General features: G+C 70.9%; 25 protein-coding genes. 11 read left to right on the top strand and 14 right to left on the bottom strand.

Annotation, left to right across the window (positions count from 1 at the left end; translation table 11 throughout):
* Positions 1-8: 8 nt before the first annotated feature.
* The 5 genes from puhC (at position 9) to AC0IYU_RS27460 (ending at position 6117) form a co-directional block, all read left to right on the top strand.
* On the top strand, positions 9-524 hold the full coding sequence (gene puhC / locus AC0IYU_RS27480) for a photosynthetic complex assembly protein PuhC (protein ID WP_472123588.1): 516 nt from the start codon (positions 9-11) through the stop codon (positions 522-524).
* 11 nt (positions 525-535) lie between these two features.
* Positions 536-1606 (top strand): magnesium-protoporphyrin IX monomethyl ester (oxidative) cyclase, encoded by a 1071-nt coding sequence (acsF, locus tag AC0IYU_RS27475; protein WP_472123585.1) that lies wholly within the window; start codon positions 536-538, stop codon positions 1604-1606.
* Positions 1607-1634: 28 nt separating this feature from the next.
* On the top strand, positions 1635-2432 hold the full coding sequence (gene puhE, locus AC0IYU_RS27470; RefSeq protein WP_472123582.1) for a putative photosynthetic complex assembly protein PuhE: 798 nt from the start codon (positions 1635-1637) through the stop codon (positions 2430-2432).
* A 74-nt stretch (positions 2433-2506) separates the two neighbouring features.
* Complete coding sequence (gene ppsR / locus AC0IYU_RS27465) at positions 2507-3943, top strand: transcriptional regulator PpsR (RefSeq protein ID WP_472123580.1); 1437 nt, start codon at positions 2507-2509, stop codon at positions 3941-3943.
* A complete protein-coding gene (locus AC0IYU_RS27460; protein ID WP_472123577.1) occupies positions 3943-6117 on the top strand; it encodes a GAF domain-containing protein in 2175 nt (724 codons plus the stop codon). Before ppsR ends, AC0IYU_RS27460 begins: the two co-directional genes overlap by 1 nt.
* Positions 6118-6171: 54 nt before the next feature.
* Here AC0IYU_RS27460 and pufC read toward each other — a convergent pair whose 3' ends face one another.
* The 11 genes from pufC to AC0IYU_RS27405 form a co-directional block, all read right to left on the bottom strand.
* Positions 6172-7599 carry a photosynthetic reaction center cytochrome PufC gene (gene pufC, locus AC0IYU_RS27455; protein ID WP_472123574.1) on the bottom strand — a complete coding sequence of 476 codons (1428 nt, stop codon included), beginning with the start codon at positions 7597-7599 and terminating at the stop codon, positions 6172-6174.
* Positions 7596-8576 carry a photosynthetic reaction center subunit M gene (pufM, locus tag AC0IYU_RS27450; protein WP_435446492.1) on the bottom strand — a complete coding sequence of 327 codons (981 nt, stop codon included), beginning with the start codon at positions 8574-8576 and terminating at the stop codon, positions 7596-7598. Before pufM ends, pufC begins: the two co-directional genes overlap by 4 nt.
* A 48-nt stretch (positions 8577-8624) precedes the next feature.
* The gene (gene pufL / locus AC0IYU_RS27445) at positions 8625-9449 is read right to left on the bottom strand and encodes a photosynthetic reaction center subunit L (RefSeq protein WP_472123571.1); all 825 of its coding nucleotides are present in this window, start codon (positions 9447-9449) and stop codon (positions 8625-8627) included.
* Between the two features lie 123 nt (positions 9450-9572).
* Positions 9573-9776 carry a light-harvesting antenna LH1, alpha subunit gene (gene pufA / locus AC0IYU_RS27440; protein ID WP_435446490.1) on the bottom strand — a complete coding sequence of 68 codons (204 nt, stop codon included), beginning with the start codon at positions 9774-9776 and terminating at the stop codon, positions 9573-9575.
* 12 nt (positions 9777-9788) lie between these two features.
* Complete coding sequence (gene pufB / locus AC0IYU_RS27435) at positions 9789-10022, bottom strand: light-harvesting antenna LH1, beta subunit (protein ID WP_472123568.1); 234 nt, start codon at positions 10020-10022, stop codon at positions 9789-9791.
* A 144-nt stretch (positions 10023-10166) separates the two neighbouring features.
* A complete protein-coding gene (gene bchZ, locus AC0IYU_RS27430; RefSeq protein ID WP_472123565.1) occupies positions 10167-11657 on the bottom strand; it encodes a chlorophyllide a reductase subunit Z in 1491 nt (496 codons plus the stop codon).
* Complete coding sequence (gene bchY / locus AC0IYU_RS27425) at positions 11657-13216, bottom strand: chlorophyllide a reductase subunit Y (protein WP_472123562.1); 1560 nt, start codon at positions 13214-13216, stop codon at positions 11657-11659. The genes bchZ and bchY overlap by 1 nt, the downstream gene beginning before the upstream one ends.
* Before the next feature lie 10 nt (positions 13217-13226).
* The gene (locus tag AC0IYU_RS27420) at positions 13227-14249 is read right to left on the bottom strand and encodes a chlorophyllide a reductase iron protein subunit X (protein ID WP_472123559.1); all 1023 of its coding nucleotides are present in this window, start codon (positions 14247-14249) and stop codon (positions 13227-13229) included.
* Entirely contained in the window at positions 14246-15190 is a 945-nt protein-coding gene (bchC, locus tag AC0IYU_RS27415; protein WP_472123556.1) for a chlorophyll synthesis pathway protein BchC, read from the bottom strand. The genes AC0IYU_RS27420 and bchC overlap by 4 nt, the downstream gene beginning before the upstream one ends.
* A gap of 104 nt (positions 15191-15294) precedes the next feature.
* Positions 15295-16461, bottom strand: coding sequence for a methyltransferase (locus AC0IYU_RS27410; protein ID WP_472123553.1), 1167 nt, complete (start codon positions 16459-16461; stop codon positions 15295-15297).
* 28 nt (positions 16462-16489) lie between these two features.
* Positions 16490-17374 carry a polyprenyl synthetase family protein gene (locus AC0IYU_RS27405; protein WP_472123550.1) on the bottom strand — a complete coding sequence of 295 codons (885 nt, stop codon included), beginning with the start codon at positions 17372-17374 and terminating at the stop codon, positions 16490-16492.
* 86 nt (positions 17375-17460) lie between these two features.
* On the opposite strand from AC0IYU_RS27405, the gene crtD reads away from it, so the two are divergent.
* The 4 genes from crtD to AC0IYU_RS27385 are packed head-to-tail and all read left to right on the top strand — an operon-like array spanning position 17461 to position 21290.
* Entirely contained in the window at positions 17461-19014 is a 1554-nt protein-coding gene (gene crtD / locus AC0IYU_RS27400) for a 1-hydroxycarotenoid 3,4-desaturase CrtD (RefSeq protein ID WP_472123548.1), read from the top strand.
* Positions 18972-19895, top strand: coding sequence for a carotenoid 1,2-hydratase (locus tag AC0IYU_RS27395; protein WP_472123545.1), 924 nt, complete (start codon positions 18972-18974; stop codon positions 19893-19895). Before crtD ends, AC0IYU_RS27395 begins: the two co-directional genes overlap by 43 nt.
* Before the next feature lie 9 nt (positions 19896-19904).
* Positions 19905-20258 carry a hypothetical protein gene (locus AC0IYU_RS27390; protein WP_472123542.1) on the top strand — a complete coding sequence of 118 codons (354 nt, stop codon included), beginning with the start codon at positions 19905-19907 and terminating at the stop codon, positions 20256-20258.
* A gap of 9 nt (positions 20259-20267) precedes the next feature.
* Positions 20268-21290, top strand: coding sequence for an NAD(P)H-binding protein (locus AC0IYU_RS27385; protein ID WP_472123539.1), 1023 nt, complete (start codon positions 20268-20270; stop codon positions 21288-21290).
* A 31-nt stretch (positions 21291-21321) separates the two neighbouring features.
* Here the strand turns inward: AC0IYU_RS27385 and AC0IYU_RS27380 are convergent, their stop codons facing one another.
* From AC0IYU_RS27380 to AC0IYU_RS27370, 3 genes are read right to left on the bottom strand one after another with little or no spacing between them, the layout of a single operon-like run.
* Complete coding sequence (locus AC0IYU_RS27380; protein ID WP_472123536.1) at positions 21322-21465, bottom strand: hypothetical protein; 144 nt, start codon at positions 21463-21465, stop codon at positions 21322-21324.
* Positions 21466-21476: 11 nt separating this feature from the next.
* Complete coding sequence (locus AC0IYU_RS27375; protein ID WP_472123533.1) at positions 21477-22601, bottom strand: phytoene/squalene synthase family protein; 1125 nt, start codon at positions 22599-22601, stop codon at positions 21477-21479.
* The gene (locus tag AC0IYU_RS27370) at positions 22582-24159 is read right to left on the bottom strand and encodes a phytoene desaturase (protein WP_472123530.1); all 1578 of its coding nucleotides are present in this window, start codon (positions 24157-24159) and stop codon (positions 22582-22584) included. The genes AC0IYU_RS27375 and AC0IYU_RS27370 overlap by 20 nt, the downstream gene beginning before the upstream one ends.
* Positions 24160-24196: 37 nt before the next feature.
* On the opposite strand from AC0IYU_RS27370, the gene ccmA reads away from it, so the two are divergent.
* Positions 24197-24829 (top strand): cytochrome c biogenesis heme-transporting ATPase CcmA, encoded by a 633-nt coding sequence (gene ccmA / locus AC0IYU_RS27365; protein WP_472123527.1) that lies wholly within the window; start codon positions 24197-24199, stop codon positions 24827-24829.
* Positions 24830-24870: 41 nt separating this feature from the next.
* Positions 24871-25539, top strand: coding sequence for a heme exporter protein CcmB (gene ccmB / locus AC0IYU_RS27360; protein WP_472123736.1), 669 nt, complete (start codon positions 24871-24873; stop codon positions 25537-25539).
* Positions 25540-25544 lie beyond the last annotated feature (5 nt).

The following is a 25544-nucleotide window of genomic DNA, read 5'->3' as shown; positions in this document are numbered from 1 at the left end:
ACCCGCCAATGAACACGATGCAGCCCCCGCCTCAAACCCGCTCACCGGACGCGCTGCCGCGCGGCATGCTCGTGGCGCTCGGCAGCCTGGTGCTGTGCACGCTCGTCGGCGTGAGCTTCGTGCGTTTCACCGGCATCGGCGTGGTCCATGTGCCGCAGGCCGAGGCCGTGAGCGTGCGCGAGTTCCTGTTCGAGGACCTTGCCAGCGGCGGCATCCGGGTGAAGGACGCGCGCACCGGCCGCGTGGTGCACGAGGTGGCCCCCGAGACCAACGGCTTCCTGCGCGGCACCATGCGCGGGCTGGCGCGGGAGCGCTACCGGCGCGGCATCGGGCCGGAGATTGCGTTTCGCATGATCGGGCGGGCCGACGGCAAGCTCACGCTCGAAGACCCGGCCACGGGCCGCACCGTCGACCTCGGCTCGTTCGGGCCGACCAACGCGGCGGCCTTCGCCGGGCTGATGAACGGCGGCCCGGCCGACACGCAAGCTCTCCAGGCCATTCAGGCTACCCGAGCCACCCGCTGAAGGAACATCCCATGTCCACCCCGGCCTCTTTGGCACCTCGCGCGCCCGGCAGCTCCACCGAGACCGCCCTGCGCGACACCATGCTCACGCCGCGCTTCTACACCACCGACTTCAAGGCGATGGACCGCATCGACGTGGAGCCGATCCGCGCGCAGTGGAACGCGCTCATGGAGGAGTTCCGGGCCGACAACAACACCGACCACTTCCAGCGGCCGGCCGAGCTGGCCGCCAACTGCGCGCAGCTGCCGCCGGCGCTCTACAAGGAGTTCTCGGACTTCCTGGTGAGTTCGATCACCTCGGAGTTCTCGGGTTGCGTGCTCTATGCCGAGATCAGGAAGCAGGTGACCAACCCCGACATGAAGGAGCTGTTCGGCTACATGGCGCGCGACGAAAGCCGGCATGCGGGCTTCATCAACCAATGGCTCAAGGACTTCGGCATCGGCGTGGACCTGGGCTTTCTGGCGCGGGCCAAGAAGTACACCTATTTCAGGCCGAAGTTCATTTTCTATGCGACCTACCTGTCCGAGAAGATCGGCTATGCCCGCTACATCGCGATCTACCGCCAGGTCGAGCGGCATCCGGAGCTGTGCTTTCATCCGATCTTCCGGTGGTTCGAGCGCTGGTGCAACGACGAGTTCAGGCACGGCGAGGCCTTCGCGCTGCTGATGCGGGCCGACCCGCGGCTGCTCAAGGGCGTCAACAAGCTGTGGATCCGCTTCTTCGTGCTGGCTGTCTTCGCGACCATGTACGTGCGCGACCACCAGCGCCCCGAGATGCATGCGGCCATGGGCCTGGACCCCACGGCCTACGACTTCACCGTGTTCCGCATCACCTCGGACATCACGCGCCAGGTGTTTCCGCTGACGCTGGACATCGATGCGCCGGCCTTCCATGCCGGCCTGGAGACGCTGCGGCGCATCTCGGTCGCGACCGAGGCCGCCAAGGCGCGCGGCGGCGTGCCCGGGGCGCTGCAACGCGCCGCGCTGGCCGCGCGCGGCGCGGTTGCGTTCGGCCGGCTCTTCCTGATGCGCGCCAAGCCCAACGCGCTGCCCGACAACGCGCGCATGGCGCCGACTTGGTAGGCGCCCCCGAAGCGCCGAAGTCCCCCGCATGTCCCAGTACCTGCTGCCCATGCTCTACACGGTCTTCGTGTGGTGGTTCAGCACGGGCGTGATCCTGTACCTGAACGGCCTGCCGCGCTGGACCTTCCGCTGGACCATGGGCGGCGCCACCGTGCTGCTGGCGCTGGCGCTGCTGGGCCTTTACGCAACGCGCAACGACCTGCGCGTGACCGGCGCCTACCTGGCCTTCACCTGCGCGCTGCTGGTCTGGGCCTGGCAGGAGGTGGCCTTTCTGCTGGGGTACGTGACCGGTCCGCGGCGCGTGCCCTGCCCGCCCGATGCGCGCGGCTGGCGGCGAGCCGGCTTCGCGCTGCAGGCCTTGCTGCACCATGAGTTCGCGCTGATCGTGCTGGGGGCGGCGGTGGTGGCGCTGACCTGGAGCGGCAGCAACCCCACCGGGCTTTTCACCTTCGCCGTCCTGTGGGTCATGCGGCAGAGCGCCAAGCTCAACGTCTTCCTGGGGGTGCGCAACCTCAACGAAGACTTTCTGCCCGCGCACCTGAAGTACCTGCAGACCTATTTCACCCGCAAGCCGATGAATTCGCTGTTTCCGGTGTCGGTGGCGGTGTCGACCTGGCTGGTCGTGCTGGTATGGCAGGCCGCGCTGGCCGAGGGCGTGCGCAGCTTCGACGCCACCGCACTCAGCTTCGCCGCCACGCTGCTGTCGCTGGCCATCCTGGAGCATTGGTTCATGGTGCTGCCGCTGCCGTCCGAAGCGCTGTGGAGCTGGGGCCGGCGATCGCGCGCGCTGACGCCCGGCGAGCGCGTCGGATCCGAGCGTTTGTGAGGATGGCGCATGGCGCGGCTCCATGTCTAGAATCCGGCCATTCGCGGCATCCCATGCCGTCGAGGAGACGCGACGTGAGTTCCAGAGACGGCGAACTTCCCGATCTGGCTGCCCTGGCGGCCTGGGCGCCTGAACTTGCGAAGACCTTCGTCTCGCTGTCCAGCGACATCGCGCTGGTGATCGACCAGGCGGGCGTGATCCGCAACGTCGCGCAGGGCGAGGTCGACCCGATGGCTCCGCTGGCCAACGACTGGGTCGGCCGCCCGTGGGTCGACACCGTGAGCGGCGACACGCGCGCCAAGATAGAGAACATGCTGCGCGAAGTCACCACCACCGGCATTGCGCGACGGCGCGAGGTGAGCCATCCGTTCCAACTGGGCGGCAGCATCCCGGTGGCCTATTGCGCGATCCGCTTCGGCAGCGACGGCCCGGTGCTGGCCACCGGCCGGGACCTGCGCGCCATCGCCGCCATCCAGCAGCGCTTTCTCGATTCGCAGCAGGAGCTGGAGCGCGGCTACTGGCAGGCGCGCCAGGCCGAAACCCGCTACCGCCTGCTGTTCCAGGTGGCGACCGATGCAGTGCTGGTGGTCGACGGCCACACGCTCGCCATCCTCGAAGTCAACCAGGCCGCTTCGCAGATGTTCGACATCGCCGGCGAGCAGATGGTCGGCCGGCAGGTCACCACCGGCTTCGAGGAGCGCTCCCGCCTCGGCATCGAGGCGCTGCTGCATTCGGCCCGCGCCTCAGGCAGCAGCGGCGAGATCCGCGCCCGCCTCCTGGGCCGGATGGCGCTCACCAGCGTGGCCGCCACGCCTTTTCGCGCCGAGGACGCGATGCGCCTCCTGGTGCGGGTGCGCGCGGTCGATGCCATCCCTCCCGTACCGGCGCTGAGCGACTCGCTGGTGCGGCTGGTCGACGACACCAGCGACGGCGTGGTCGTGACCGATGCCAGCGGCCGGGTGCTGATGGCCAACACCGCCTTCCTCAAGCTGGTGCGGCTGGACGACGAATCCCAGCTGAGGGGCCGCCTGATCGTCGACTGGCTGGGCACGCCCGAGCACCCCATGGCCACCTTGCTGCCACAGGTGCGGCGTGACGGCGTCGCGCGCCGGGTGCCGTCGTGGATCAAGGTGGCCGGCGCGCCGCTGGTCCAGGCCGAGGTGTCGGCCGCGCTGCTCACCGAAGGCGACCAGGAATGCATCGGCTTCACCATTCATCTGCTGCCCGCGAACGACGGCGACGAGCATTCGCACCTCGAACTGAACCTGGGCATGCAGCATCTGACCGAGCGTCTCGGGCAGGTGCCTGTCGCCCAGCTCATGGCCGCGGCGGCCGCGCTCGCCGAGCGCCATTTCGTGTCGGCCGCGCTCGCGCAGTCGCACAACGATGCCGGCGACGCGGCCCGGTTGCTCGGAATGACGGGCGAGGCCTTCGCGCTGATGCGCCGACGCGCCGACGACGGTCCTGCCATTGAAGGCAGTGACGGCGCCACGCCGCAAGGAGGCCGGTGATGCTCGGCAGCCCCGCGTTCGGCAAGGCCGACCTCACGAACTGCGAGCGCGAGCTGATCCACCTGGCGGGCTCCGTCCAGCCCCACGGCGTGCTGCTCGCGCTGCAGGAGCCCGGTCTGCGGGTGCTGCAGGCCAGCGCCAATGCACAGGCGCTGCTGGGCGTGTCGCTGCAGCAGCTGCTGGAGGCCCCCGTGGGCCAACTGGGCGGCGACATCGAGCGCTGCGTGCGCCGCATCGCGTCGCAGGGCCGGCTGACCGATCCCGAAGCGCTGCGCTGCCGCGTCGAGGTGCACGGCAGCGAGCGCGAGTTCGAGGGCACCATGCACCGCATTCCGGGCGAGGTGCTGCTGCTGGAGATCGAACCCGTAGGCCCGGGGACCACGATCGAGACGGTCGATGTGCCCAGCGAAAAGCTGCTCGGCCTGCTGGGCGACGCGGTGCAGCGCATCAGCGCCGCCTCGAACATCGGCACGCTGTCCGACACGCTGGTCAAGTGCTGCCGCGACATGCTGGGCTACGACCGGGTGATGGTCTACAAGTTCGACCCCGACGGCCACGGCAAGATCATTGCCGAGGCGCGCGACCCGCGACTGGATTCCCTGCTTGGCCACCACTACCCGGCCACCGACATTCCGCAGCGCGCGCGCGAGCTGTACCTGCGCACCCGGCTGCGGGTGCTGGCCGACGTGCACTACGTCGCCTCGCCGCTGGTGCCGCAGCGCCTGCCCGGGCACGACGAAGAGCTCGACATGTCCTCGTGCTACCTGCGCAGCATGTCGCCGCTGCACCTGCAGTACCTGAAGAACATGGGCGTGACCGCCACGCTGGTGGTGTCGCTGGTGCGCGAGGGCCGCCTGTGGGGCCTGATCGCCTGCCACCACTACAGCGCGCGCAACCTGCGCTTTGCCATGCGCGCGGCGGCGGACCTGCTGGCCGAGGTGGTGTCCACCCGCATCGCGGCCATCGAGAACTACGCCTATGCGCAGGTCGCGATCCAGGTGCGCCGGCTCGAGCAGCGGCTGGTGGAGGCCACCTCGACCGAGGGCGACTGGCGCCTGGCGCTGTTTCGCAATCCCCGCACGCTGCTGCAACCGTTGGAGGCCACCGGTGCGGCGCTGTTCCAGGAGGGCGAGCTGCTGACCGCCGGCGAGACCCCCAACCATGCAGAGTTGCGCGAGCTGATGCGCTGGATCGATGCGCAACGCTTCGACGGCCTTTTCAGCTGCGCGTCGGTGGAGCGGGCCGAGCCGTCGCTCGCCTCGCTCACGCCCACGGCCAGCGGCGTCGTCGTGGTGCGGCTGTCGTCGTCGCGGCCCGACTACCTGATGTGGTTCCGCAAGGAGCAGCTCACCAGCGTGACCTGGGCCGGCGATCCGTCCAAGCCGGTGCTCGACGCCAACGACCCGCTGACCCTGTCGCCGCGCCGCTCGTTCGCGGCATGGTCGGAGATCGTGCGCGGCACTGCCCTGCCCTGGTCGGTGACCGAGCTGGCGCTGGCCCGCGCCTTCGGCGCGGCGCTGATCGACATCATCGTGCAGGTGAATGCGGTGCGTTTTCTGATCGCCGAGCATCAGCTCGCGCAAATCCGCCTCACTGTCTCCAACGCCAACGAGCCGGTGCTGATCGCCGATCCGAACGGCCGGGCGCTGTTCGCCAACCGCTGCTTCTTCGAGATGATCGGGCGCGGCGCCGAGGCGGACGTGCCCACCGAGCTCGGCGATGCAGCCCAGTGGTTCGTGGAACCCGCGCGGGTGCGGGACATGCTGCGCACCCTGGTGCAGGAGCGGCATTCGTGGCGCGGCGAGCTGTCGCTGGACCTGGGCCATGGCGCCAGCCTGCCCACGTCGTTGCGCGCGGAGCCGGTGTCGGCGCGCGACGGGTCCGTGCTGGGCTTCTTCCTGATCTTCACCGACCTGAGCGACAGCCGGCGTGCCGCCGCCGCACGCGAACACCTGGAGCAATCGCTCTCCAAGGCGATGCGCGACGAAGCGCTGTCACGCCAGGCCGATGCGGCCGACGTGATCGGTGCCATTGTTTCCAACGCCAGCCTCGCCGCGATGGACATCGCAGACGGCAACATGGGGCCCACCGTGGTACCGCTGCTGGCCGAACTCGAGGCCTCGACGCGACGCGCCGCCTCGCTGTACGACCGCATGAAGGCCTTCGTCGGCTGAGCGGCTGACCCCCAGCGCGGGGTGCGGCGAGCGAGTGCCGCGCCGCCTCGCCCTTTACTTGATCACCGCCATCTGCACGCGCCGGGCCGCCGGGTCTTCGCCGGCCACGTTGGCCGCGGCCGACTGCGGCTTGTCGAGCACGATGCGCTCGGCCGCGACGCCGGCGGCCACCAGCGCGTCGCGCACGGCCATGGCGCGCTGCTTGGCGAGCTCCTCGTTCTGCGCCGTATCGCCGCTCGCGGAGTGGTAGCCCGACAGGCTCACCCGCGCCGCGGCATCGGCCTTGAGCGCTGCGATGGCCGGTGCCAGCGCCTGCGCGGCCTCGGGCGAGACGGTACTGGAGCCTGTCGCGAACAGCACGTCGACGCCCGCTGCGGGCAAGCCGACCGCAGCGCCGGACGCCGTGGCCGCGGTGGCGGTCGCGGCCTCCGCCGCCGGGGCCGATGCGCCCTGCACCACCGCGCGGACCTTCGCGAGTTCGGGGTGGTTGGGCAACATGCTCGCGCCATAGAGCGGCTTGAAGGCCCCCTGGTGGCAGGTGGCGCAGTTGATCTTGGGTGCGTCGCCGGCGGGCCCGAGCCGCGCGGCCGGGAACAGCGGCGTGAGCGGGTCCAGGTACTGCGTGTTCAGGTCGCGCACCATGCGGATGCCGTACCAGGCCACGGCGCGCGGCGGCGCGCTGGTTTCCCAGTCGGCGAAGGAGCGCGTGTTGTGGCAGTAGGTGCAGTTCACGCCCAGCGACTGCGACATGTGCATCATCAGCCCGTAGGTCCACTCGGCCTGCTTGATCGATTGCCGGTTGCCGTTCTGCAGCGCGGTCGCGCCGACCACGCGCACGTTCTCCCCCTTGTCCAGGAAAGGCGAGAACGGATCGTTGGGCAGCGACGCCATCGCCACGCTGGCGGCCGGCGCGTTCTGGCCGGCCTTGTTGCCGGCATAGGCCGCCTTCTGCGGCTCGCCCATGGTCCAGGTGTTCAGCGGCACCGGGTTGCCGCGGTGGCAGGTGTAGCAGGTGACGCCGGTGTCGGCCACGTGGGTCTTCCAGTCGGCGTTCAGGTGCTGCGTCATCTGCAGCATGCGCCGCGCGACCACCTTGGTGTAGACCGCGTCGGACGCCATGTTCTCGCCCTGGTGGCAGTAGGTGCAGCCCTGCTGCGGCGCCACCCAGGCCGTCATGGACACCATCAGCCGGGTGAACTCGCCCACGCTCAGGTCGTTGAGAACCTTCACGTTCTGGAACACCTGGCCTGCCGTCGGGCCGGCGGCCGGCGCCGCAGGCGAGTCGGCCGGCAGCGCATTCTTGGCGGCCTGCGTCTCCACGGTGCGCGGGTTGTACACCTCCTGCATGCCGGTGCCACGGTAGCCGCGCTGCACCACGTCGATCGGCGGACGCTCGCAGCCGGCCAGCAACAGCAGCACGCCGGCCGCGGCACCCCAGGCCAGGCGGGCGAACCGTCCTTGCGCAGTGTGGTCGGCGTTCATGGCCGCACTCCCGGCAGCGTCGACGGGTCGATCACCGGCGCGAACACCGCCGGATAGATCGGCGCCACATGGTGCTTGACCGCCCACAGGTACCAGTTGTCCACCACCGTGCCGGTCAGCAGGATGCCGATGCCGCCGGTGAGCGGGCACAGCACCGCGAACCACCAGGCCCAGCGGTGGATCGACTCCATCGTGGCGTTGAATCCCATGCACCAGCGCCAGAACAGCGCGGCCCGCTCGGAGGCCGTGCCGCGGTCGACGATCTGCTCGATCTCGCGCTCGCCGCCGAAGCGGCTCACCGCCAGGATGGTCGCGCCGTGCATCGCGAACAGCAGCGTCGAGCCGTACAGGAAGGCGATCGACAGCATGTGGAACGGGTTGTAGAAGAGGTTGCCGTAGCGGATGGAGAAGGCCGCCGTCCAGTCCAGGTGCGGAAAGATGCCGAAGGGCACCGCCTCGCCCCAGCTGCCCATCAACAGCGGCCGGATGAAGCCCAGCACCAGCATCAGCCAGATCGCGGCGGCGAAGGCCCAGGCCACGTGCGTGCCGATCTTCAGCGCGCGCGCGCGGCGGTACATGCGCGCCCACCACAGCAGCACCGCAGCGGTCATGAAGAAGCCGGCCATCAGCCACCAGCCGCCTTCGTTGAGCGGTGGAAAGAGTTTGAGCCCCATCGACGGCGGCGGCGGCTCCAGCGCCAGCCAGGGCAGCTGGCGCACGAACTGCACCGGGTCCCAGTTGACCGAGGCGAACATGTTGAGCCCGACGATCTCGAAGGCGATGAAGCCGCACAGCAGCGACGCCAGCCCGAACCACCCCAGGTAGATGGGCCCGACCTGCGCATCGCCGATGCGCCCGAGCAGGTGCACGTGCAGCGGCGGGCCTTCGCGCTCGTTGTTGCCGCGCTCCAGCGGCACGCCCGCGTAGGCGGGTGCGACGACCTGCACGCGGGTGAAGATGTTCTGGTATTCGGCCATCGATGTCTCCTCTGGGACGCTGCGGGTCCGGCGCGTGCGTTGGGTTGATCAGTGCCAGATCGGCAGGTTGAGCCACCAGGTCCACCACTCGGGCCAGCCCCGGGTCCAGAACGGGCCGCTGATGACGATGCACACGGCGCTCCAGAAGGCCGCCGACAGCGCCAGGAACAGGCCCAGGCGGTGGATGCCGAGCGTGCCGATCGAGTAGCCGATGGTGTCGCGGAAGAAGGTGTTCTCGTGCTCGGCGGTCTTGACCGTCTCGCCCTTGCCAGGGTTGGTGGCCGCCAGCACCAGGCCGCCGTGCATCGACAGCGCCAGCACCGTGGTGAAGAAGAAGCTCACGGCCAGCATGTGGGCCGGGTTGTAGTGAAAGTGCAGGTACTGGTAGCCGGTGTTCGACACCCAGTCCAGGTGGCTCATGATCCCGTAGGGAAAGCCGTTGCCCCAGGCGCCCATCAGCACCGGGCGCACGATCTCCAGCGTGATGTACGCCAGGATCGCGAACGAGAACGCGAAGGGCACGTGGTAGCCGATGCCCAGCTTGCGGCAGATCTCCACCTGCCTCAGCGCCCACGACACGAAGGCGCCGCTGGCGAACACGGTGACCAGCTGCCACAGCCCGCCTTCCATGAGCGGGGCCAGACGCAGCCCGTACTTGAGGTCGGGCGGCGCGATGTTGATCTGCCATAGGTTCCAGGTCGGCCCCTGCGAAGCGCCCCACACGAGGAGCAGCGTGCCCACCAGCGCGCAGAAGATGGTGGTGACGCCGAAGAAGCCGACGTAGAACGGCCCGACCCAGAAGTCGAACAGGTCGCCACCGATGAGGGTGCCCCCGCGGATGCGGTACTTTCGCTCGAAGCTCAGCATGGCCATGATCATTTCCCCGGGGTCAAGACGCGACGGCACAGGGCCGTCCGGATGACGATCGGAATGCGGGGCATATGGACCTGCAAGGACCTGGACCCGCGCTCCGAACGCACGTAGGCAACGAAGCGGCTATTTGCCCGCCGGTGCCGTCGCCGGCGCGGGCATGGGAGCCATCTGCGCTGCGACCGGACTGCTCTTTCGCGGCCCTTCGAGCCAGTTGAAGCGGTCGGTGCTGAGCAGGATGAAGTGAATCACCAGCGCCAGCACGAAGAGGAACGTGAACAGGGCGACGAGCGTCCTGCGCGGATCGAACAACATCCAGATTCGCCACATGTCGTGTCTCCTCTAGGCATTGAAGCCGATGGATACCGCCGCGAGCGCGACATCCTTGGCGTCGTTGAAGATCGCCGCATAACCGCCGGCACCCGGAAGCCAGGGCCTCCATTGCCAAGCCAGGAAATGGGCGACGACCGCAATCAACGTGAAGATGATGAAGCTCGTCATGAAGATGCTGTGAAACTCCTTGGCTTCCTGCTCGGTCAGACCGGACAGTGAGCCTTCTCTATCTTTTGGAACCATGGTATTTACTCCGTATCGGCCTGATGGCCACGCACCGCGCACATCCCCCGCGGCGGGGATCGAAGCGGCCGCAGGCCGCCACAACTTCTGCGGCGGACCCGCAGGCCCGCCAGGTTCTTGTTCTCATGAAGGGCAGCACGCAGTTCATGCCGGCTCCCCCTGGCGCAGCGCATCGCGCGTGCGCGCCACGCGCGCCGAGGTGATGCGCTCTTCGCCGGCGCGCGCCGCGTCGCGCTCGATCCGGTCGCGCAGCCGCTTGGCCGCCGAGATCTGCACCAGCACCGGTTGTGCCTCGACGAAGTCGTCGAGCAACTGGCGGGCGTCGTCGTCCCACGGGCTGTCGGGCCGCGCATCGGTCCGCCCATCGGGCCGCGCCGGCGTCGCATCGACGCGGTCGAGCTCGGTGCCCAGCGGCAGGATGTGGAACAGCGCATCGAACAGCGCGTTGCAGAACTCCTGGATGAGAAAGGTCGCGCCCGAGTAGCCCATGAAGGGCGTGCCGGTGTGGCGCCGGATGATCGGCAGCGGGAACGAGGCGGGAACGAAGGCGGTCTTCATCATTCCGCCGCCGCCGCACTCGGCCAGGTACATGCGCTCGTTGTAGCTGCCGTACAGCACCAGCGGCGTCTTCTCGTGCACCAGGCGCCGGGTCTCGGCGTTGTCGGTCTTGGCGCCCGCCACGCGGGCCACCGCGAAGTGGCACGGCAGGCCCATCTCGTCTTCCAGGAAGTGGCGCAGGCCCCGCGCATAGGTCTCGTTGGCCACCACGCCGAAGCTGGCGGTGCCGAAGAAGTCCTGCGTCACCGAGCGCCACAGGTCCCAGATCGGCTTGAGGGTGCTGTGCTTCTCGCGCTCGATGAACGGCTCGGGGTCCAGGTGCAGCAGGCCACCGAGCGCGCGCAGGAAGGCTGTCGTGCTGTGCAGCCCGATCGGCGCCTGCAGGAACGGCCGCTCCAGGGCTTCGCACAGCATGCGGCCGAACTCGCGGTACATGCAGATGTTGACGTCGGCCTCGTCCAGGCGCGACACGTCGGCCAGGTGCGTGCCCAGCGGAAACACCAGGTTCACCTCGGCGCCGATGCCCTGCACCAGGCGCCGTATCTCGGCCAGGTCGCTGGGCGCGTTGAAGGTGCCGTAGCTCGGTCCGATGATGTTCACCCGCGGCTTCTCGCCGGCGGGCCGCTCGCCGAAGGGCTTGCGCACCGACGGGTGCTTCAGGCCGTACTCCGACCACAGCCAGTACATCGCGCGGTCGGCGCACTGCCACTGGTCCTCGTCGATGGTGCGCGGCAGGAAGCGCTGGATGGTGGTGCCCGAGGGCGTCACGCCGCCGCCGATCATCTCGGCGATGGAGCCGGTGACTACCACCGAGGGCAGGTCGGGGTCGAGCGCGGCGTGCGCGCGGCGCATCGAGGCCTCGGTGCCCTCGCGGCCCAGCTGTTCTTCGGCCAGGCCCGTGACCACGATCGGCAGCTCGTGCGGCGGCAGCGCATCGGTGTAGTGCAGCACCGAGGTGACCGGCAGGTTCTCGCAGCCCACGGGTCCGTCGATGACGACCTGCAGGCCCTTGATGGCGGTGAACACGTAGACGGCACCCCAGTAGCCGCCGGCGCGATCGTGGTCGAGCACGAGCATCAGATCATCTCCTCGGCCTTGCGCTTCTTCAGGGCCTTCTGGGCCTGGCGGCGCGTGTCGGCCTTGAAGTCGGGGCGATCCTGCGGCACGCCGTGCGCGCTTTCCCACACGCCCGCCGCATGGCCCGCGCCGGTGTCGCCGAAGAAGGCCTTCATCGCCTCGAAGCGCGCCTTGTTGCCGATGGTCGCGTTGATCACCGTCGCGAGCGAGCCCGCGCCGGCCGGTCCCATGAGGGGCCGCGCCGAAATGAGGTTGGTGAAGTACAGCGCCGGCGTGCACTGCTCCTTGGCCGCCTGCACCACCGGTGTGGTGCCGATGGCCAGGTCGGGCTTCCATTCGTGCAGGGCGGCCAGGTCCTGTTCGAGCGAGGCGCGAAACTGCACGTGCACCCCACGGGCCTCCAGCCACTGCCGGTCTTCGTCGTTCCATGCGGTGCGCGGGCAGGCGGTGCCCACGTAGCGCAGGTCGGCGCCGCTGTCCACCAGCAGGCGGCCGACCAGCAATTCGGAACCCTCGTAGCCGCTGAGCGTGATGCGGCCCTTGATCGGCATCTTCGCGAGCGCGCCGCGGATGGCCGGCAGCATCGCGTTCTTGACCGCGTCGATCCTGCCCTGCGGCACGTTGGCCGCGGTGCCGATGGCCTGCAGCCAGGCCTCGGTGCCGTCATGGCCGACCGGCGCCGAGCCGACGATGGGGCGGCCCGCCGCCTCGAACTCGCGCAGGCTCGCGGTGTAGAACGGGTGGATCGCGGCCACCGCCACGCAGTCGAGCGCCGCATAGAGCTCGCGCCATTCGCGCGTGGGCACCGTCGGCCCGGCCGCCAGGCCCATGGGCTCCAGCATGCGGGCGATGACCATCGGGTCGGCCGGGAACATCTCGCCCATCAGCGCGATGGCAGGCTTGTCGGCCCTGCCGGGGCGCGGCGGCTGCACCGGCCCGGCCATGACCTCGGCGCGCGCGTACCTGAGCATGGCGCCGGCCAGCACGTCCTTGGCCTCGGCGTGGGTGGGCACGCCGAAGCCGGGCACGTCGATGCCGATGATGCGCACGCCGTTGATCTCGCGCGGCAGGATCTGCAGCGGCACGCCGCTGGCCGTGGGCACGCACAGGTTGATGATGACGATGGCGTCGTACAACGCCGGATCGGCCTGCTTGTGGACCGCCTCGCGGATGTCCTCGAACAGCTTGCCCGTCACCAGCGTCTCGGAGTTGAACGGCACGTAGCCAACGCTGCGCCTGGCGCCGTAGAAATGCGAGGTGAAGGTCAGCCCGTACACGCAGCATGCCGAGCCCGACAGGATGGTGGAAGTGCGCCGCATGCGCAGGCCCACGCGCAGCGCGCCGAAGGCCGGGCACATGCTCTGGGGCTGGTCGTGCGGGCCGGCATGGGGCGCCGGCGGATAGTCCTTGGCGTACTGCGCGAGCGTCTCCGACTTGCCCGCCGCACCGGCCGCCGCGCGCATCGCATCCGCGCCCGAATGGCAACCCACGCCGTCGCCCTGGACGGCCGCAGGCACCGGCAGTGCGACGACTGGAATGGAAATGGGGCGCTGTGTCATGGCGTGGCTTTCAGGCGTCGTCGTAGACCACTTCGAGCGTCGGCCGGGCGGTGTCGGACTTGCCGCACATGTCGAACTGCGTGGCGGGCTCCAGCACCACGTTGCGGCCCACCGATTCGGCCGAAAACAGGCCCAGGAGCTGGTCCTGCGTCATCGGGCGGGGCCGCATCGGCTGCGAGGTGCCCACGTTCTCGGCCAGCTGCTCGAAGAGCGGCCCCCAGGGCGTGCCGGGCACGCCGATGATCTCGTAGCTGGCGCTCTTGCGCCGGATGTCGTCATTGGCCGGAATGACCGACAGCACCGGAATGCCCACCTGCTGCGCGAAGGCCGACGCCTCGCCGGTGCCGTCGTCCCGGTTGATCACCATGCCGGCCACGCCCACGTTGCCGCCGAGCTTGCGGAAGTACTCGACCGCCGAGCAGACGTTGTTGGCCACGTAGAGCGACTGCAGGTCGTTGCTCGCCACCACGATCACCTTCTGGCACATGTCGCGCGCGATCGGCAGGCCGAAGCCGCCGCACACCACGTCGCCCAGGAAGTCGAGCAGCACGTAGTCGAAGCCCCACTCGTGAAAGCCCAGCTTCTCCAGCAGCTCGAAGCCGTGGATGATGCCGCGCCCGCCGCAGCCACGCCCCACCTCGGGACCGCCCAGCTCCATCGCATACACGCCGTCGCGCTTGAAGCACACGTCGCCGATGGCGACGGCCTCGCCGGCCAGCTTCTTGCGCGACGAGGTCTCGATGATGGTCGGGCAGGCCCGGCCGCCGAACAGCAGCGAGGTGGTGTCGCTCTTGGGGTCGCAGCCGATCAGCAGCACCTTCTTGCCCTGCTGCGCCAGCATGTAGCTCAGGTTGGCGAGCGTGAAGCTCTTGCCGATGCCGCCCTTGCCGTAGATGGCGATGATCTGCGTTTCCTTGGTGACGGGCGCGGTGCTCACCGCATCGGGCTCGATGGCGGCCTCTGCGCGCAGCGCCTGCTGCTGCATGAAGCGCACCGGCGTTCCCTCGGCGATGGCGTGGGGGGTGGATGTCATTGGCAGCTTCTCCAGTCGAGGACCATCTTCAGGCAGGCGGGATCGCCGAATGCGGTGCGGTAGGCGCTGTCGGCCTCGGTGGCCTGGGCGCGGTGGGTGATGAGGCCGTCCAGCCGCAGCCGCCCCGACTGCATGAGCGCCCGGGCCGCGGCCAGGTCGTGCGGCTGCCATTGCGCCGCCACCCGGATGCGCGCCTCGCGCATGAAGGCGGGCGCGAAGACGAACGACAGCGGCTCGTCGTAGAAGCCCGCCAGCACGATCTCGCCGCTCGGTGCGAGCCGCCCGATGAGGGTGTCCAGCAGCGTGGGGTCGCCGCTCACGTCGCAGATGCTGCGGTAGTCGCGGCGCGTGTCGGTGGCGGGGTCGCGCACCTCGTAGCCCTGTCCGCCCTCGCGCCTTCGGGCATCGGTTTCCCAGACGACCGGCGCGCCGCCCATGGCGACCGCGATGCGCGCCACCATGCGGCCCAGCACGCCGTGACCGACGATCAGATCGGGCTGAACCCCGCCGCCGGCCGAACTCACGTGGTGGGCGGTGGCGGCCAGGGCCAGCAGCACGCCCTGCTCGGCACTCAAGTCGCCGGCGTCCCATGCCAGGGTGCGCGAGCCCGGCAGCACCACGGTGGATGCGGCGCCGCCGAACAGGCCGCGCACGTCGCCGAAGCACCGGGCGCCCGGCACGAAGACGCGCTGCCCGACGGTTCCGCCCGAATGCCGGCCGGCGCTGCGCACCACGCCCACCGACTCGTAGCCCGGCACCAGCGGATAGCCCATGCCCGGAAAGTCGGGCATGCGGCCCGACCAGAGCAGCCGTTCGGTGCCGGTGCTGATGCCGCTCCATTCGATGTCGACCACAACGTCCTCGTCGGTCGGCGCGCTCAGGGCCAGGCGGCTCAGCGACAGCTCGCGGGGCTTGTGCAGCACCACGGCCAGGGCTGTCATCGGGCTCGCGGAACTTGGGTGCGCAGAACCTGGATTCAGGGCGTGTGTCATTTTCTTTTTACTAATTGAACTGTCTAGTTTTAATTACACATCCAGAAGCTCGATCACGCAAGGCCTGTTCGCGCCACGATGAGCCCGACCTGCAACGGCATGCGCGTCGCCACCGCTTTCACCTCCACGAAACCCACCGCGCGCAACATGGCCTGCAGCGCCGCCGAACTGCGTGGCTTGCCCTTGCCCATCGCGAGCAGGTAGAAGCCGAAATAGGCGCCGCCCATGGCCTGGGCGCCCGGCGTGTCCGCCATGGGCTCGGCCAGCAGCAGGGTGCCGCCCGGTGGGAGCGCGCGCCGCACGGCGTTGAGGATGCAGAGCGCCGCGGCGTCGTCGTGGTCGTGAATGACCCGCACCAGCGTCGCGATGTCCGCGCCCGTGGGCAACGAATCGGCCAGGAAGCTGCCGCTCTCGATGCGCAGCCGCGCGCCGATGCCGGCCGCCGCGCAGCGCAGGCGCGCGCGCTCGGTCACGGCCGGCAGGTCGAACAGCACCAACTGCAAGGCCGGGGCCCGCGCCGCCGCGCCGATGAGGAAGCTGCCCTCGCCGCCGCCCACGTCGAGCAGGCAGCGGTGGCCGTGCAGCGGATAGGCATCGAGGATCTCGTCGCAGACCAGCGGCTGCGACGCGGCCATCAGCGCCGAGTACCCGGCCACGCTGTCGCCCGACAGATCGTCGGGACTGACCGCCCCGGCATAGGGCCAGTAGCTCGCCAGGGCCGTGCCGCGCGCGTCGCCGCGCAGCAGCGCCACCGGGTCCGCCAGGTCGGCATAGAGCGCGCGGTGGTGCATCACCATGGCGGCGATCGCGGTGTTGCCGACCATGGGCGCGCCCAGTTCGCCCAGGCCGAAACGGCCGCCGCTGCGGGCCTCGACCAGGCGCAGCGCCACCGCCGCGGCCAGCAGGCGTTCGGCCGACGCCGGCGGCAGGTCCGTGCGTTGCGCGACGTCGTCCAGGGCCAGCGGCCCGCCCGAGAGCATGTCGAAGAGCTTCAGCTGCACGCAGGCCAGCAGCACCTGCGAATAGACGAAGCCGGCCACCAGGTCGAACAGTGCGCCGGCGCGCTGCCGCGCGATGGGCCGCGTCGGCACGAACGCGGCGGCGCGCCGCTGGAACACCGGGCTCGCGAGCAGGCGATCGCGCACGGCCAGCCATCGATCGCCCCATGCCGTGCGCCACGACGGTGCCGCGGGGCGGCTGTCCACCGGCAGGGTGTGCATGTTGCGGGCCTCCGGCGCGGGCGGCGGATCAGGCCGCCGCCGCGCGCATCACTTCGCCGCGCGATGCCGGCGGCACCAGCCGCTCGGCCTCGTTGCGCACCAGGGCGCGCAGGCCCGCCGAGCCGGCGCAGTCGGGCACCGCGTCGATGGCGCGCGCGACCAGTTCGTCGAAGTACCGGGCCGCGCCCTCGAGCCCCAGCTCAGTCGCCGCGCTGGGCCGCAGCAAGGCCAGGTCGCGGCCGGCCGGCTTGCCCAGCACGCTGGGGTCGCCGATCACGTCGCGGATGTCGTCGGCAGCCTGGTAGGCCTCGCCGAGCCAGTCGCCGAAAGCGCGCCAGGGTTGAGGATCGGCGCCCGCGGCCTGCGCGCCGCCCATGGTCGCGGCGGCAAAGAGAGCGCCGGTCTTGGCGCGCTGGTAGTCGCGCAGGTTCACCCGCGGCTCCGACTCCCAGGCCTGGCCGGCGACGGCACCGAAGGGCATGCCCACGCTCTGCGCCACCATGGTGACCAAGGCGGGCAGGCGCTGGGGCGAGCGCGCGGCGCCCGCGGTCAGCGTCTGGAAGGCCAGGATGATCAGCGCATCGCCCGCCAGCACCGCCAGGCTCTGGCCGTAGGCGTAGTGCACCGAGGCGCGCCCGCGCCGGGTGGGCGCGTTGTCGAAGCACGGCAGGTCGTCGTGCACAAGCGACGCGCAATGCAGCAGCTCGATGGCGCTGGCCGTGGCGCTCGACAGTTCAGGGTCGTCGTCGCCGCAGGCGGCCGCCACCGCCAGGCACAGCTGCGGCCGCACCCGGGCGCCGCCGGGAAACACCGCATGCCGGATCGCGCCGGCCAGCTTGGTGGGGCATCCGGGCGCCTCGCCCTGGGAGACGGCCATGGCGAGCGAATGTTCGATGCGCGTGAGCGGTTTCATCTGGAGCACCTCTGTAATATTTGATAGTCACACTCAAGTGTCAATTAGAATAGACACATGCACTCCCATCGTCAACCGGGCAAGCGATGACAGGCGATCGCGTCGTGATCGTCGGTGCCGGCGTCGGCGGCCTGTGCGCAGCGCTGGAACTGGCCTCGCGCGGCATGGACGTGCATGTGATCGAACGCGCGCCCACGCCGGGCGGCAAGATGCGCGAGCTGGAGGTCGACGGCGCGCGCATGGACGCCGGGCCCACCGTCTTCACGATGCGCTGGGTGTTCGACGAGCTGCTCGCGCGCGCCGGCACGCGGCTGGAAGACCACCTGCGTCTGCAGCGCGCCGAGGTGCTCGCGCGCCACGCCTGGGACGACGGCTCGCGGCTCGATCTGTTCGCTGACGCCGAACGCAGCGCCGACGCCATCGGCAGCTTCGCGGGCGCCGAGGCCGCCCGGGGCTACCGCGCGTTCCAGGTGCGGGCCGCACAGATCTACGACACGCTGGAAGGCCCCTTCCTGCGCGGCACCCGCCCCACGCCGCTGTCGCTGGTTTCGCGCGCCGGTTTGCGCGGCATGCCGGCGCTGGCGCGCATCTCGCCTTTCGGCAACCTGTGGAACGAACTGGGCGGGTACTTTCGCGATCCGCGGCTGCGGCAGCTCTTCGGGCGCTATGCCACCTACTGCGGCGCCTCGCCCTGGCTCGCGCCGGCCACGCTGATGCTGGTGGCCCATGTCGAACAGCAGGGCGTGTGGCTGGTGGAAGGCGGCATGCACCGCATCGCGCAGATGCTCGCGCGCCTGGCCGCCGAGCGCGGCGCGCGGCTGCAGTACGGCGCCGAGGTGGCCGACATCCTGGTCCGCGGCGGCCGGGCCGTCGGCGTGCGGCTGGCCAGCGGCGAACGGGTGGAGGCCGGCGCGGTGGTCTTCAACGGCGACGTCGCGGCGCTTGGCCGGGGCCTCCTGGGCTCGCACGGCGCGCGCGCCGTGCCGGCCAGGGCCCGGCCCGAACGCTCGCTCTCGGCGCTCACCTTCAACCTGCGGGCCGAGGCGCACGGCTTCCCGCTCATGCGCCACTCGGTCTTCTTCTCGCGCGACTACGCGGCCGAGTTCGACGACATCCTGCGCCGCGGGCGGCTGCCGTCGGAGCCGACGGTGTACGTCTGCGCGCAGGACCGCCCGGCCCACGAGGCGCCTGGCTCGGCCCCCGCCACGGCCGGCGCCGAACGGCTGCTGTGCATCGTCAACGCGCCGCCGTCGGGCGACACCCACACCTTCACCCCCGAGGAGATCCGCACATGCCAGCAGACAACCTTCGCGCGGCTGGCCCGTTGCGGCCTGCGGCTGGACTGCGAGGCGGCGCAGATGCAGGTCACCACGCCGCGGCAGTTCGAGCAGCTGTTTCCGGGGACGGGGGGCGCGCTCTACGGCCAGGCCTCGCACGGCTGGGCGGCGAGCTTCTCGCGCCCGGGGGCGCGCAGCCGCCTGCCGGGCCTGTACCTGGCGGGCGGCAGCACGCACCCGGGTCCGGGCGTTCCGATGGCGGCGCTGTCGGGCCGGCTGGCGGCGGCCAGCCTGCTGGCCGACCGCGCTTCGACCTCGCGGTGGCGCACGGCGGCTATGCCTGGTGGTATGTCGATGCGCTGAGCGACGACGGGCAGCACGGCCTCACCGTCATCGGTTTCGTCGGCAGCGTGTTCTCGCCCTACTACGCCTGGGCCCGCGGGCGCCATGGCGGCGTGGCCGACCCGCTGGACCATTGCGCGATCAACGTGGCGCTGTACGGCCCTGCGCGCAGCCTGTCGCGCTGGGCCATGACCGAGCGCCGCCGCGCCAGCGTGCAGCGCGACGCCGCGTCGCTGCAGGTCGGCGCGAGCCACATGCATTGGGAGGGCGATGCGCTGGTGATCGACATCGACGAGCTGACGGCCCCGCTGCCGTCGCGGCTGCGGGGCCGGGTGCGGGTGCATCCGCGCGCGCTGGCGAACCGTTCTTTCGCGCTGGATGCCGCGGGCCGCCACCGCTGGCAGCCGATCGCGCCCAGCGCGCGTGTGGAGGTGGCCTTCGAGCAGCCCCCCTGCCGGTGGCAGGGCACCGGCTACATCGACGCGAACACGGGTGACCGGCCATTGGAAGCCGACTTCGCGCACTGGTCCTGGTCGCGCAGCGCGCGCAGCCAAGGCCGCTCGGCGGTGCTGTACGAGGTGGCGCGCCGCGACGGCGGCACCGCGCTGCTCGCACTCGGCTTCGATGCCCACGGCGAAGCGAGAGGGTTCGACGCACCGCCGCCGGCCGCGCTGGCGCGCAGCGGCTGGCGGCTGGACCGCCCCACCCGCTGCGACGCGGGCGCTGTGCCGGCGCTGCGCCGCACCTTCGAGGACGCACCCTTCTATGCGCGCAGCCTGATCGATACCACGCTGCAGGGCGAGCGCGCGCCGGCCGTGCACGAGAGCCTGTCGCTCACGCGGCTGGACACGCCCTGGTGCCGCGCGATGCTGCCCTTTCGCATGCCGCGCGCCCTGCGCTGAAGGCACGCCGTGCGGCTCTTCAAGTTCCTGCATCTGATCGGCCTGGCGGGCCTGGCGGGCGGACTGGCCGCGCAGCTGCTGCTCGCGCGCACCGACCCGCTCTCCGCCGCCGCCGGCGCGGCGGTCGCCCGGTGGTTGACCGGGCCGGCGCTGCTTCTGCTCATCGCCAGCGGCCTCCTGGGCATTGCCGCGCGCCCGGCCTGGCTCGAGGAGCGCTGGATGCTGGCCAAGGTGCTGCTGATGCTGGTGATCGCACCGGCGGTCTGGTTCGGCGCGGGCATTGCCACCCTGGTCCTGGCGTTGGCCCTGGCGCTCGCCGCGGCGGCCCTCGGCGTCTGGCGGCCGGGGCGCCGCGCGAACTGAGGAAAGACCGTGCAGCACCCGATTTCAGCTTCATCTTCACTGCGTCCGCGCCGTGTGTTCGTGCTCGGCGCGACCGGCACCATCGGCTGCGCGACCGTGCGCGCACTGGTGTCGCGCTGCCACGAGGTCGTGTGCTTGGTGCGCCCTCGGGCCGGTGTCGGCGGCCGCTTGGCGGCGGAAGACAGCGCGCGCCTGCTCGCGGGCGCGACGCTCCGGCTGGGCGAGGCGACCGATGCCGCATCGCTCGCGCGCGACGGCTTTCGCGGCGAGCGCTTCGACGCCCTGGTCTCGTGCCTGGCCTCGCGCAGCGGCGCGCCCGCGGACGCCTGGGCCATCGACCACCTCGCGCATGTGCAGGCGTTGCGTGCCGCGCAGGCGGCGGGCGTGTCGCATGTGGTGCTGCTGTCGGCCCTCTGCGTGCAGAAGCCGCTGCTCGCGTTCCAGCAGGCCAAGCTGGCCTTCGAAAAAGAGCTGGCCGAAAGCGGCGTCGATTATTCGATCGTGCGGCCCACCGCCTTCTTCAAGTCCTTGTCGGGGCAGGTCGAACGGGTGCGGCGCGGCCAGCCGTTCCTGGTGTTCGGCGACGGTCGCCTGACCGCCTGCAAGCCGGTGAGCGACGCCGACCTGGCGGCCTACCTGGCCGACTGCCTGGACGACCCGCAGCGCCGCAACCGGGTGCTGCCCATCGGCGGGCCCGGACCCGCGATCACACCGCGCGAGCAGGGGGAGGCGCTGTTCAGTGCGTTGGGCCGGCCGCCGCGCTTCAGGCAGGTGCCGGTGGCGATGCTCGACGCGATCGTGGGCGGGCTGGCTGCGCTCGGCCACGTGATGCCGGCGCTGGCGGCCAAGGCCGAACTGGCGCGCATCGGCCGCTACTACGCCACCGAATCGATGCTGGTGCTCGACGCCCGCACCGGCCGCTACGACGCGGCGGCCACGCCGTCGACCGGGCGCGAGACCCTGTTCGATTTCTATGCCGGCCTCGCGCACGGCGCGGCGCTGCCGCAGCGCGGCGACCACGCGGTGTTCTGATGGAAGGCACCGCGCGGCGGCGGCGCGGTGCTCAGGGTCGGTCGTCGCGCGGCGCGGGCCCGGGCTTTTGCTTCTTCTTGTCGCGCCGCAGCGCATACAGCTCCCAGAAGCCGAAACCCACCACCACCCCGAGCACGCCGAGCATCTCGAGCGTGATGATCAGGCCCGAGCTCATGGCCGGTGTTCTCAGGCAGGCGTGGCGGGGCGCGCCGACTTGCCGCGCTCACGCCGCTCCAGCCGCTCCAGCCGCTCCAGCCGCTCGAAGAGGTCGATGACCCAGACCACGCTTTCCGAGGGGCCGCGCTTGCGTGCCGCCGGCGCGCGCGGCGCGGTGGCCGACACCGCGTCGACCAGGAAGGCATTGGCCGCCAGCACCGGCCACGCATCGCTTGCGCGACCGGGTCGCACGGCGACCAGCGCGCGCAGCAGCAAGCCCAGCTTGCGCGTGGTGGGCACGACGGCGCGCGCGCTCACCGAATCGCAGCCGGCGCGTTGCACCTGCCCGCCGATGTCGGCATACAGGAAGCGCGCCGCATTGATGCCCGGCCTGCAAGCCAGCGGCAACCGGGCGACGCCGCTGCCCACTCGCGCGTAAAGCACGTCCGCGGCCGCCAGCAGGCGCCGCACCACCGACCCCAGCGCGGGCGTGAAGACCGGCCGCGCCAGCCAGGCTTGCGGGTCGATGCCGGCCTCGCGCATCCATTGGCGCGGCAGGTAGAGCCGGCCCATGGCCGCGTCTTCGCCCACGTCGCGCGCGATGTTCGACAGCTGCATCGCCACGCCCAGGTCGCAGGCGCGCGCCACCGCCTCCGGCGAGCGGGCCCGCATGAGCAGGGCCATCATCGCGCCGACGGTGCCGGCCACGCGGGCCGCGTAGGCATGCAGATCTTCGAGCGTCTCGTAGCTGCGGCCCTCGGCATCCCAGGCAAAGCCCTCGATCAGGGCCTCGGGCAAGGCGCGCGGAATGTCGAAGGCGCCCACCACGCCGGCCAGTGCGCGGTCGGCGGGCGCGGCCAGCGCCGAGGCCGGCGCACCCGCGTCGTAGATGCGCGCGAGCCGCGCGCGCAGCAGTGCCACCGCGGCGGCTTCGTCGGCACCCTGGTCCACCGCGTCGTCGGCCATGCGGCAAAAGGCATAGAGCGCGCAGGCCGCGTCGCGCACCTCACGCGGCAGCAGCAGCGAGGCCGCGAGAAAGGTGCGCGAGCCCTGCCGCAGCGCCGCGCGGCAGGCGGCGATGTCCGCGGAGTCAATGCGGGCGCGCGGTGCGCCTCGCACGGTGCCCAGCTGCGTCTCAGCGGGCGAGGCTGGCATGGCGGGAAGCGAGCGAATCTGCATGAGGCACCACCGTGTCCAGGATGCGGGCCGATGAAAGAACGCCGGGCAAGCCGGCGCCGGGATGGGTGCCCGCCCCCACGAGGTACAGGCGGTCTATGTCTTCGCTGCGGTTGTGCGGGCGGAACCATGCGCTCTGCGACAGCACCGGCTCCAGCCCGAAGGCCGCGCCGCGAAAGGACGAGAGCCGATTTTGGAAGTCCTGCGGGGTCAGCAGGCGCGAACTGGCGATCTGGTTCTCCAGGTCGGGCAGCAAGGTCGCCTGCAGCTTCTTCTGGATCGCCAGCCGGTAGGGCTCGGCCTGGCGCTCCCAGTCGGTGCCGCCTTGCAGGTGCGGCACGGGCGACAGCACGTAGAAGGCGTCGCAGCCGGGCGGCGCCAGCGAGGGATCGGTGGCGGTCGGCCGGTGCAGGTAGAGGCTGAAGTCCTCGGCCAGGTGCTTGCGCACGAAGATGTCCGACAGCAGCGCCTCGTAGCGCGGCCCGAGCGCAATGGTGTGGTGCGCCACGTCGGGGTACTGGCGGCGCGTGCCGAAGTACCACACGAACAGGCTCATCGAATAGCGCGCCTTCTCGATGCGGCGGTCGGTCCAGCGCCGGCGGTGTTCGGGCGCGACCAGGTGCCGGTAGGTCCAGGCCGAGTCGGCATTGGAGACCACCACATCGGCCCGCAGCGTGCTGCCGTCGGCCATACGCACGCCGGTGGCGGTGCCGTTCTTCACGGTGATCTCGGCCACCGCCTGGCGGCATCGCACGCTGCCGCCCTGCCCTTCGATCAGCGACACCAGCCCCTTCACGAGGCTGCCGGTGCCGCCCATCGCGAAATGCACGCCCCAGCGGCGCTCCAGGAACGCGATGAGGCAGTAGACCGAAGTGGTCGCAAAGGGGTTGCCGCCGACCAGCAGCGACTGGAAGGTGAGCACCATGCGCAGCCGCTCGTCGCGCACATGCTTGCCGGCCAGCGAATGCACCGTGCGGTAGGCCTCCAGCTTGAGCAGTTGCGGCAGCACGCGCGCCATGTCGCTCCAGCGGTCGAAAGGCACGTCGCCCAGCTGCTCGAAGCCGACCTTGTAGATCGCCTCGCTGGCCTTTAGGAAGTTCTCGTAGCCCTGCACGTCGCCGGGTGCCAGGCGCGCCACCTCGGCGCGCATGGCCTCGGCGTCGCCCGAATAGTCGAAGGTGGTGCCGTCGTCGAAACGGATGCGATAGAAGGGCGACACCGGGCGCAGCTCGACGTCGTCGGCCAGGCGCCTGCCGCACAGCGCCCACAGCTCCTCGAACAGGAACGGCGCGGTGATCACCGTGGGGCCGGCGTCGAAGGTGAAGCCGTCCTGCCGGTACACATAGGCGCGGCCGCCGGGCGCGTCCAGCTGCTCCAGCACCGTCACGCGGTAGCCGCGCGCGCCCAGCCGCACCGCAGCCGCCAGTCCGCCGAAACCGCTGCCGATGACGATCGCCTCCGGCTGCGCGCGCGGGCCCGTGGCGCGGGCGCTTGCGGCACGGACCGGCGGCACGGCCTGGACTGTGGTTGTCAACATCTTGCACATAGTATGAGTGTCAGGTTAAATTGACAACATGGTCTGCCCGACGCTTGAACTTCGCGAACTGGCTTGCGTGCGCGGCGGCCGTGCCGTGTTCAGCGGACTGAATCTTTCGGTGCGCGCCGGCCGGCTGCTGCGGGTGAAGGGGCCCAACGGCGCGGGCAAGACCAGCCTGCTGCGGCTGGTCTGCGGGTTGCTGCGGCCCGCAGCGGGCCAGGTGCTGTGGGAGGGCACAGGCATTGGCCAACTGCGCGAGGCCTTTCATCGCCAGTTGATCTACATCGGCCATGCGGCGGCGCTCAAGGACGACCTGAGCGCGAGCGAGAACCTGCAGCTGGCTGCCCGCCTGTCGGGCCACTGCGCCACCGGGCCCGAGGTGGTGGCCGCGCTCGGCGCCGTCGGCCTTCAGGGCAGGGAACGCACGCCGGCGCGCAGCCTGTCGCAAGGCCAGCGCCGGCGCGCGGCGCTCGCGCGGCTCGCGCTCGGCGCGCAGGCGCCGCTGTGGGTGCTCGACGAGCCCTTCGAGGCGCTCGACGACGCGGCGTCGGCGTGGCTGGTGCACGGCATCGCCGCGCAGGTGCAGCGCGGTGGCGTGGTGCTGCTCACCAGCCACGACGCGGCGCTGTCATTTCCCCACGGCATGCCGCAGATGGAGCTGGCGCTGTGAACACCCTCGCGCTGCCCGCCGCACCGGTCGCGCAGCCCGGCATGCTGCAGGGCGTTGCCTGCCTGGTCGAGCGCGACCTGCGCCTGGCCTGGCGGCGCCCGGCCGACCCGCTGGCCGCGCTGCTGTTCTTCGTGATCGTGGTGAGCCTCTTTCCGCTGGGCATCGGCCCCGAGCCGGAGCTGCTGCGCCGCATGGCGCCGGGCATCGTCTGGGTCGCCGCATTGCTGGCCTCGATGCTGTCGCTGGCGCGCCTGTTCGCCGACGACCTGCAGGACGGCACGCTGGAGTCGCAACTGCTCTCGGCCACGCCGCTCGCGCTGCTGGTGCTGGGCAAGGCCTTGGCGCACTGGCTCTGCACGGGGCTGCCGCTGGCGCTGGTCTCGCCGCTCCTGGCGCTGCAGTTCGGCCTGGCGCCGCACGCGATGGGCGTGCTGGCCGCGTCGCTGCTGCTGGGCACGCCGGTGCTGAGCCTGGTCGGCGCGATCGGCGCGGCGCTCACCGTGGGCGTGCGCGGCGCCGGCATGCTGCTGTCGCTGCTGGTGCTGCCGCTGGTGGTGCCGGTGCTGATCTTCGGCGCCAACGCGGTGGATGCCAGCAACGCCGGCATGGGCGTGGCCGGCCATTTCTCGCTGCTCGGCGCCATGCTGGTGCTGGCCCTGGCGGGCGCGCCGCCGGCGGCCGCCGCGGCGCTGCGCATCGCGTTCGAATGAAAGGA

This window comes from Variovorax sp. AC103 (genome assembly GCF_979254005.1).
This window is presented reverse-complemented; position numbering and strand designations above follow the sequence as displayed.

Coding starts and splice junctions, on each gene's coding strand:
- puhC (WP_472123588.1), top strand. CDS start 9: ATGAACACGATGCAGCCCCCGCCTCAAACCCGCTCACCGGACGCGCTG.
- acsF (WP_472123585.1), top strand. CDS start 536: ATGTCCACCCCGGCCTCTTTGGCACCTCGCGCGCCCGGCAGCTCCACC.
- puhE (WP_472123582.1), top strand. CDS start 1,635: ATGTCCCAGTACCTGCTGCCCATGCTCTACACGGTCTTCGTGTGGTGG.
- AC0IYU_RS27460 (WP_472123577.1), top strand. CDS start 3,943: ATGCTCGGCAGCCCCGCGTTCGGCAAGGCCGACCTCACGAACTGCGAG.
- pufC (WP_472123574.1), bottom strand. CDS start 7,599: ATGAACGCCGACCACACTGCGCAAGGACGGTTCGCCCGCCTGGCCTGG.
- pufM (WP_435446492.1), bottom strand. CDS start 8,576: ATGGCCGAATACCAGAACATCTTCACCCGCGTGCAGGTCGTCGCACCC.
- pufL (WP_472123571.1), bottom strand. CDS start 9,449: ATGGCCATGCTGAGCTTCGAGCGAAAGTACCGCATCCGCGGGGGCACC.
- pufA (WP_435446490.1), bottom strand. CDS start 9,776: ATGTGGCGAATCTGGATGTTGTTCGATCCGCGCAGGACGCTCGTCGCC.
- pufB (WP_472123568.1), bottom strand. CDS start 10,022: ATGGTTCCAAAAGATAGAGAAGGCTCACTGTCCGGTCTGACCGAGCAG.
- bchZ (WP_472123565.1), bottom strand. CDS start 11,657: ATGCTCGTGCTCGACCACGATCGCGCCGGCGGCTACTGGGGTGCCGTC.
- bchY (WP_472123562.1), bottom strand. CDS start 13,216: ATGACACAGCGCCCCATTTCCATTCCAGTCGTCGCACTGCCGGTGCCT.
- AC0IYU_RS27420 (WP_472123559.1), bottom strand. CDS start 14,249: ATGACATCCACCCCCCACGCCATCGCCGAGGGAACGCCGGTGCGCTTC.
- bchC (WP_472123556.1), bottom strand. CDS start 15,190: ATGACAGCCCTGGCCGTGGTGCTGCACAAGCCCCGCGAGCTGTCGCTG.
- AC0IYU_RS27410 (WP_472123553.1), bottom strand. CDS start 16,461: ATGCACACCCTGCCGGTGGACAGCCGCCCCGCGGCACCGTCGTGGCGC.
- AC0IYU_RS27405 (WP_472123550.1), bottom strand. CDS start 17,374: ATGAAACCGCTCACGCGCATCGAACATTCGCTCGCCATGGCCGTCTCC.
- crtD (WP_472123548.1), top strand. CDS start 17,461: ATGACAGGCGATCGCGTCGTGATCGTCGGTGCCGGCGTCGGCGGCCTG.
- AC0IYU_RS27380 (WP_472123536.1), bottom strand. CDS start 21,465: ATGAGCTCGGGCCTGATCATCACGCTCGAGATGCTCGGCGTGCTCGGG.
- AC0IYU_RS27375 (WP_472123533.1), bottom strand. CDS start 22,601: ATGCCAGCCTCGCCCGCTGAGACGCAGCTGGGCACCGTGCGAGGCGCA.
- AC0IYU_RS27370 (WP_472123530.1), bottom strand. CDS start 24,159: ATGTTGACAACCACAGTCCAGGCCGTGCCGCCGGTCCGTGCCGCAAGC.
- ccmA (WP_472123527.1), top strand. CDS start 24,197: ATGGTCTGCCCGACGCTTGAACTTCGCGAACTGGCTTGCGTGCGCGGC.
- ccmB (WP_472123736.1), top strand. CDS start 24,871: ATGCTGCAGGGCGTTGCCTGCCTGGTCGAGCGCGACCTGCGCCTGGCC.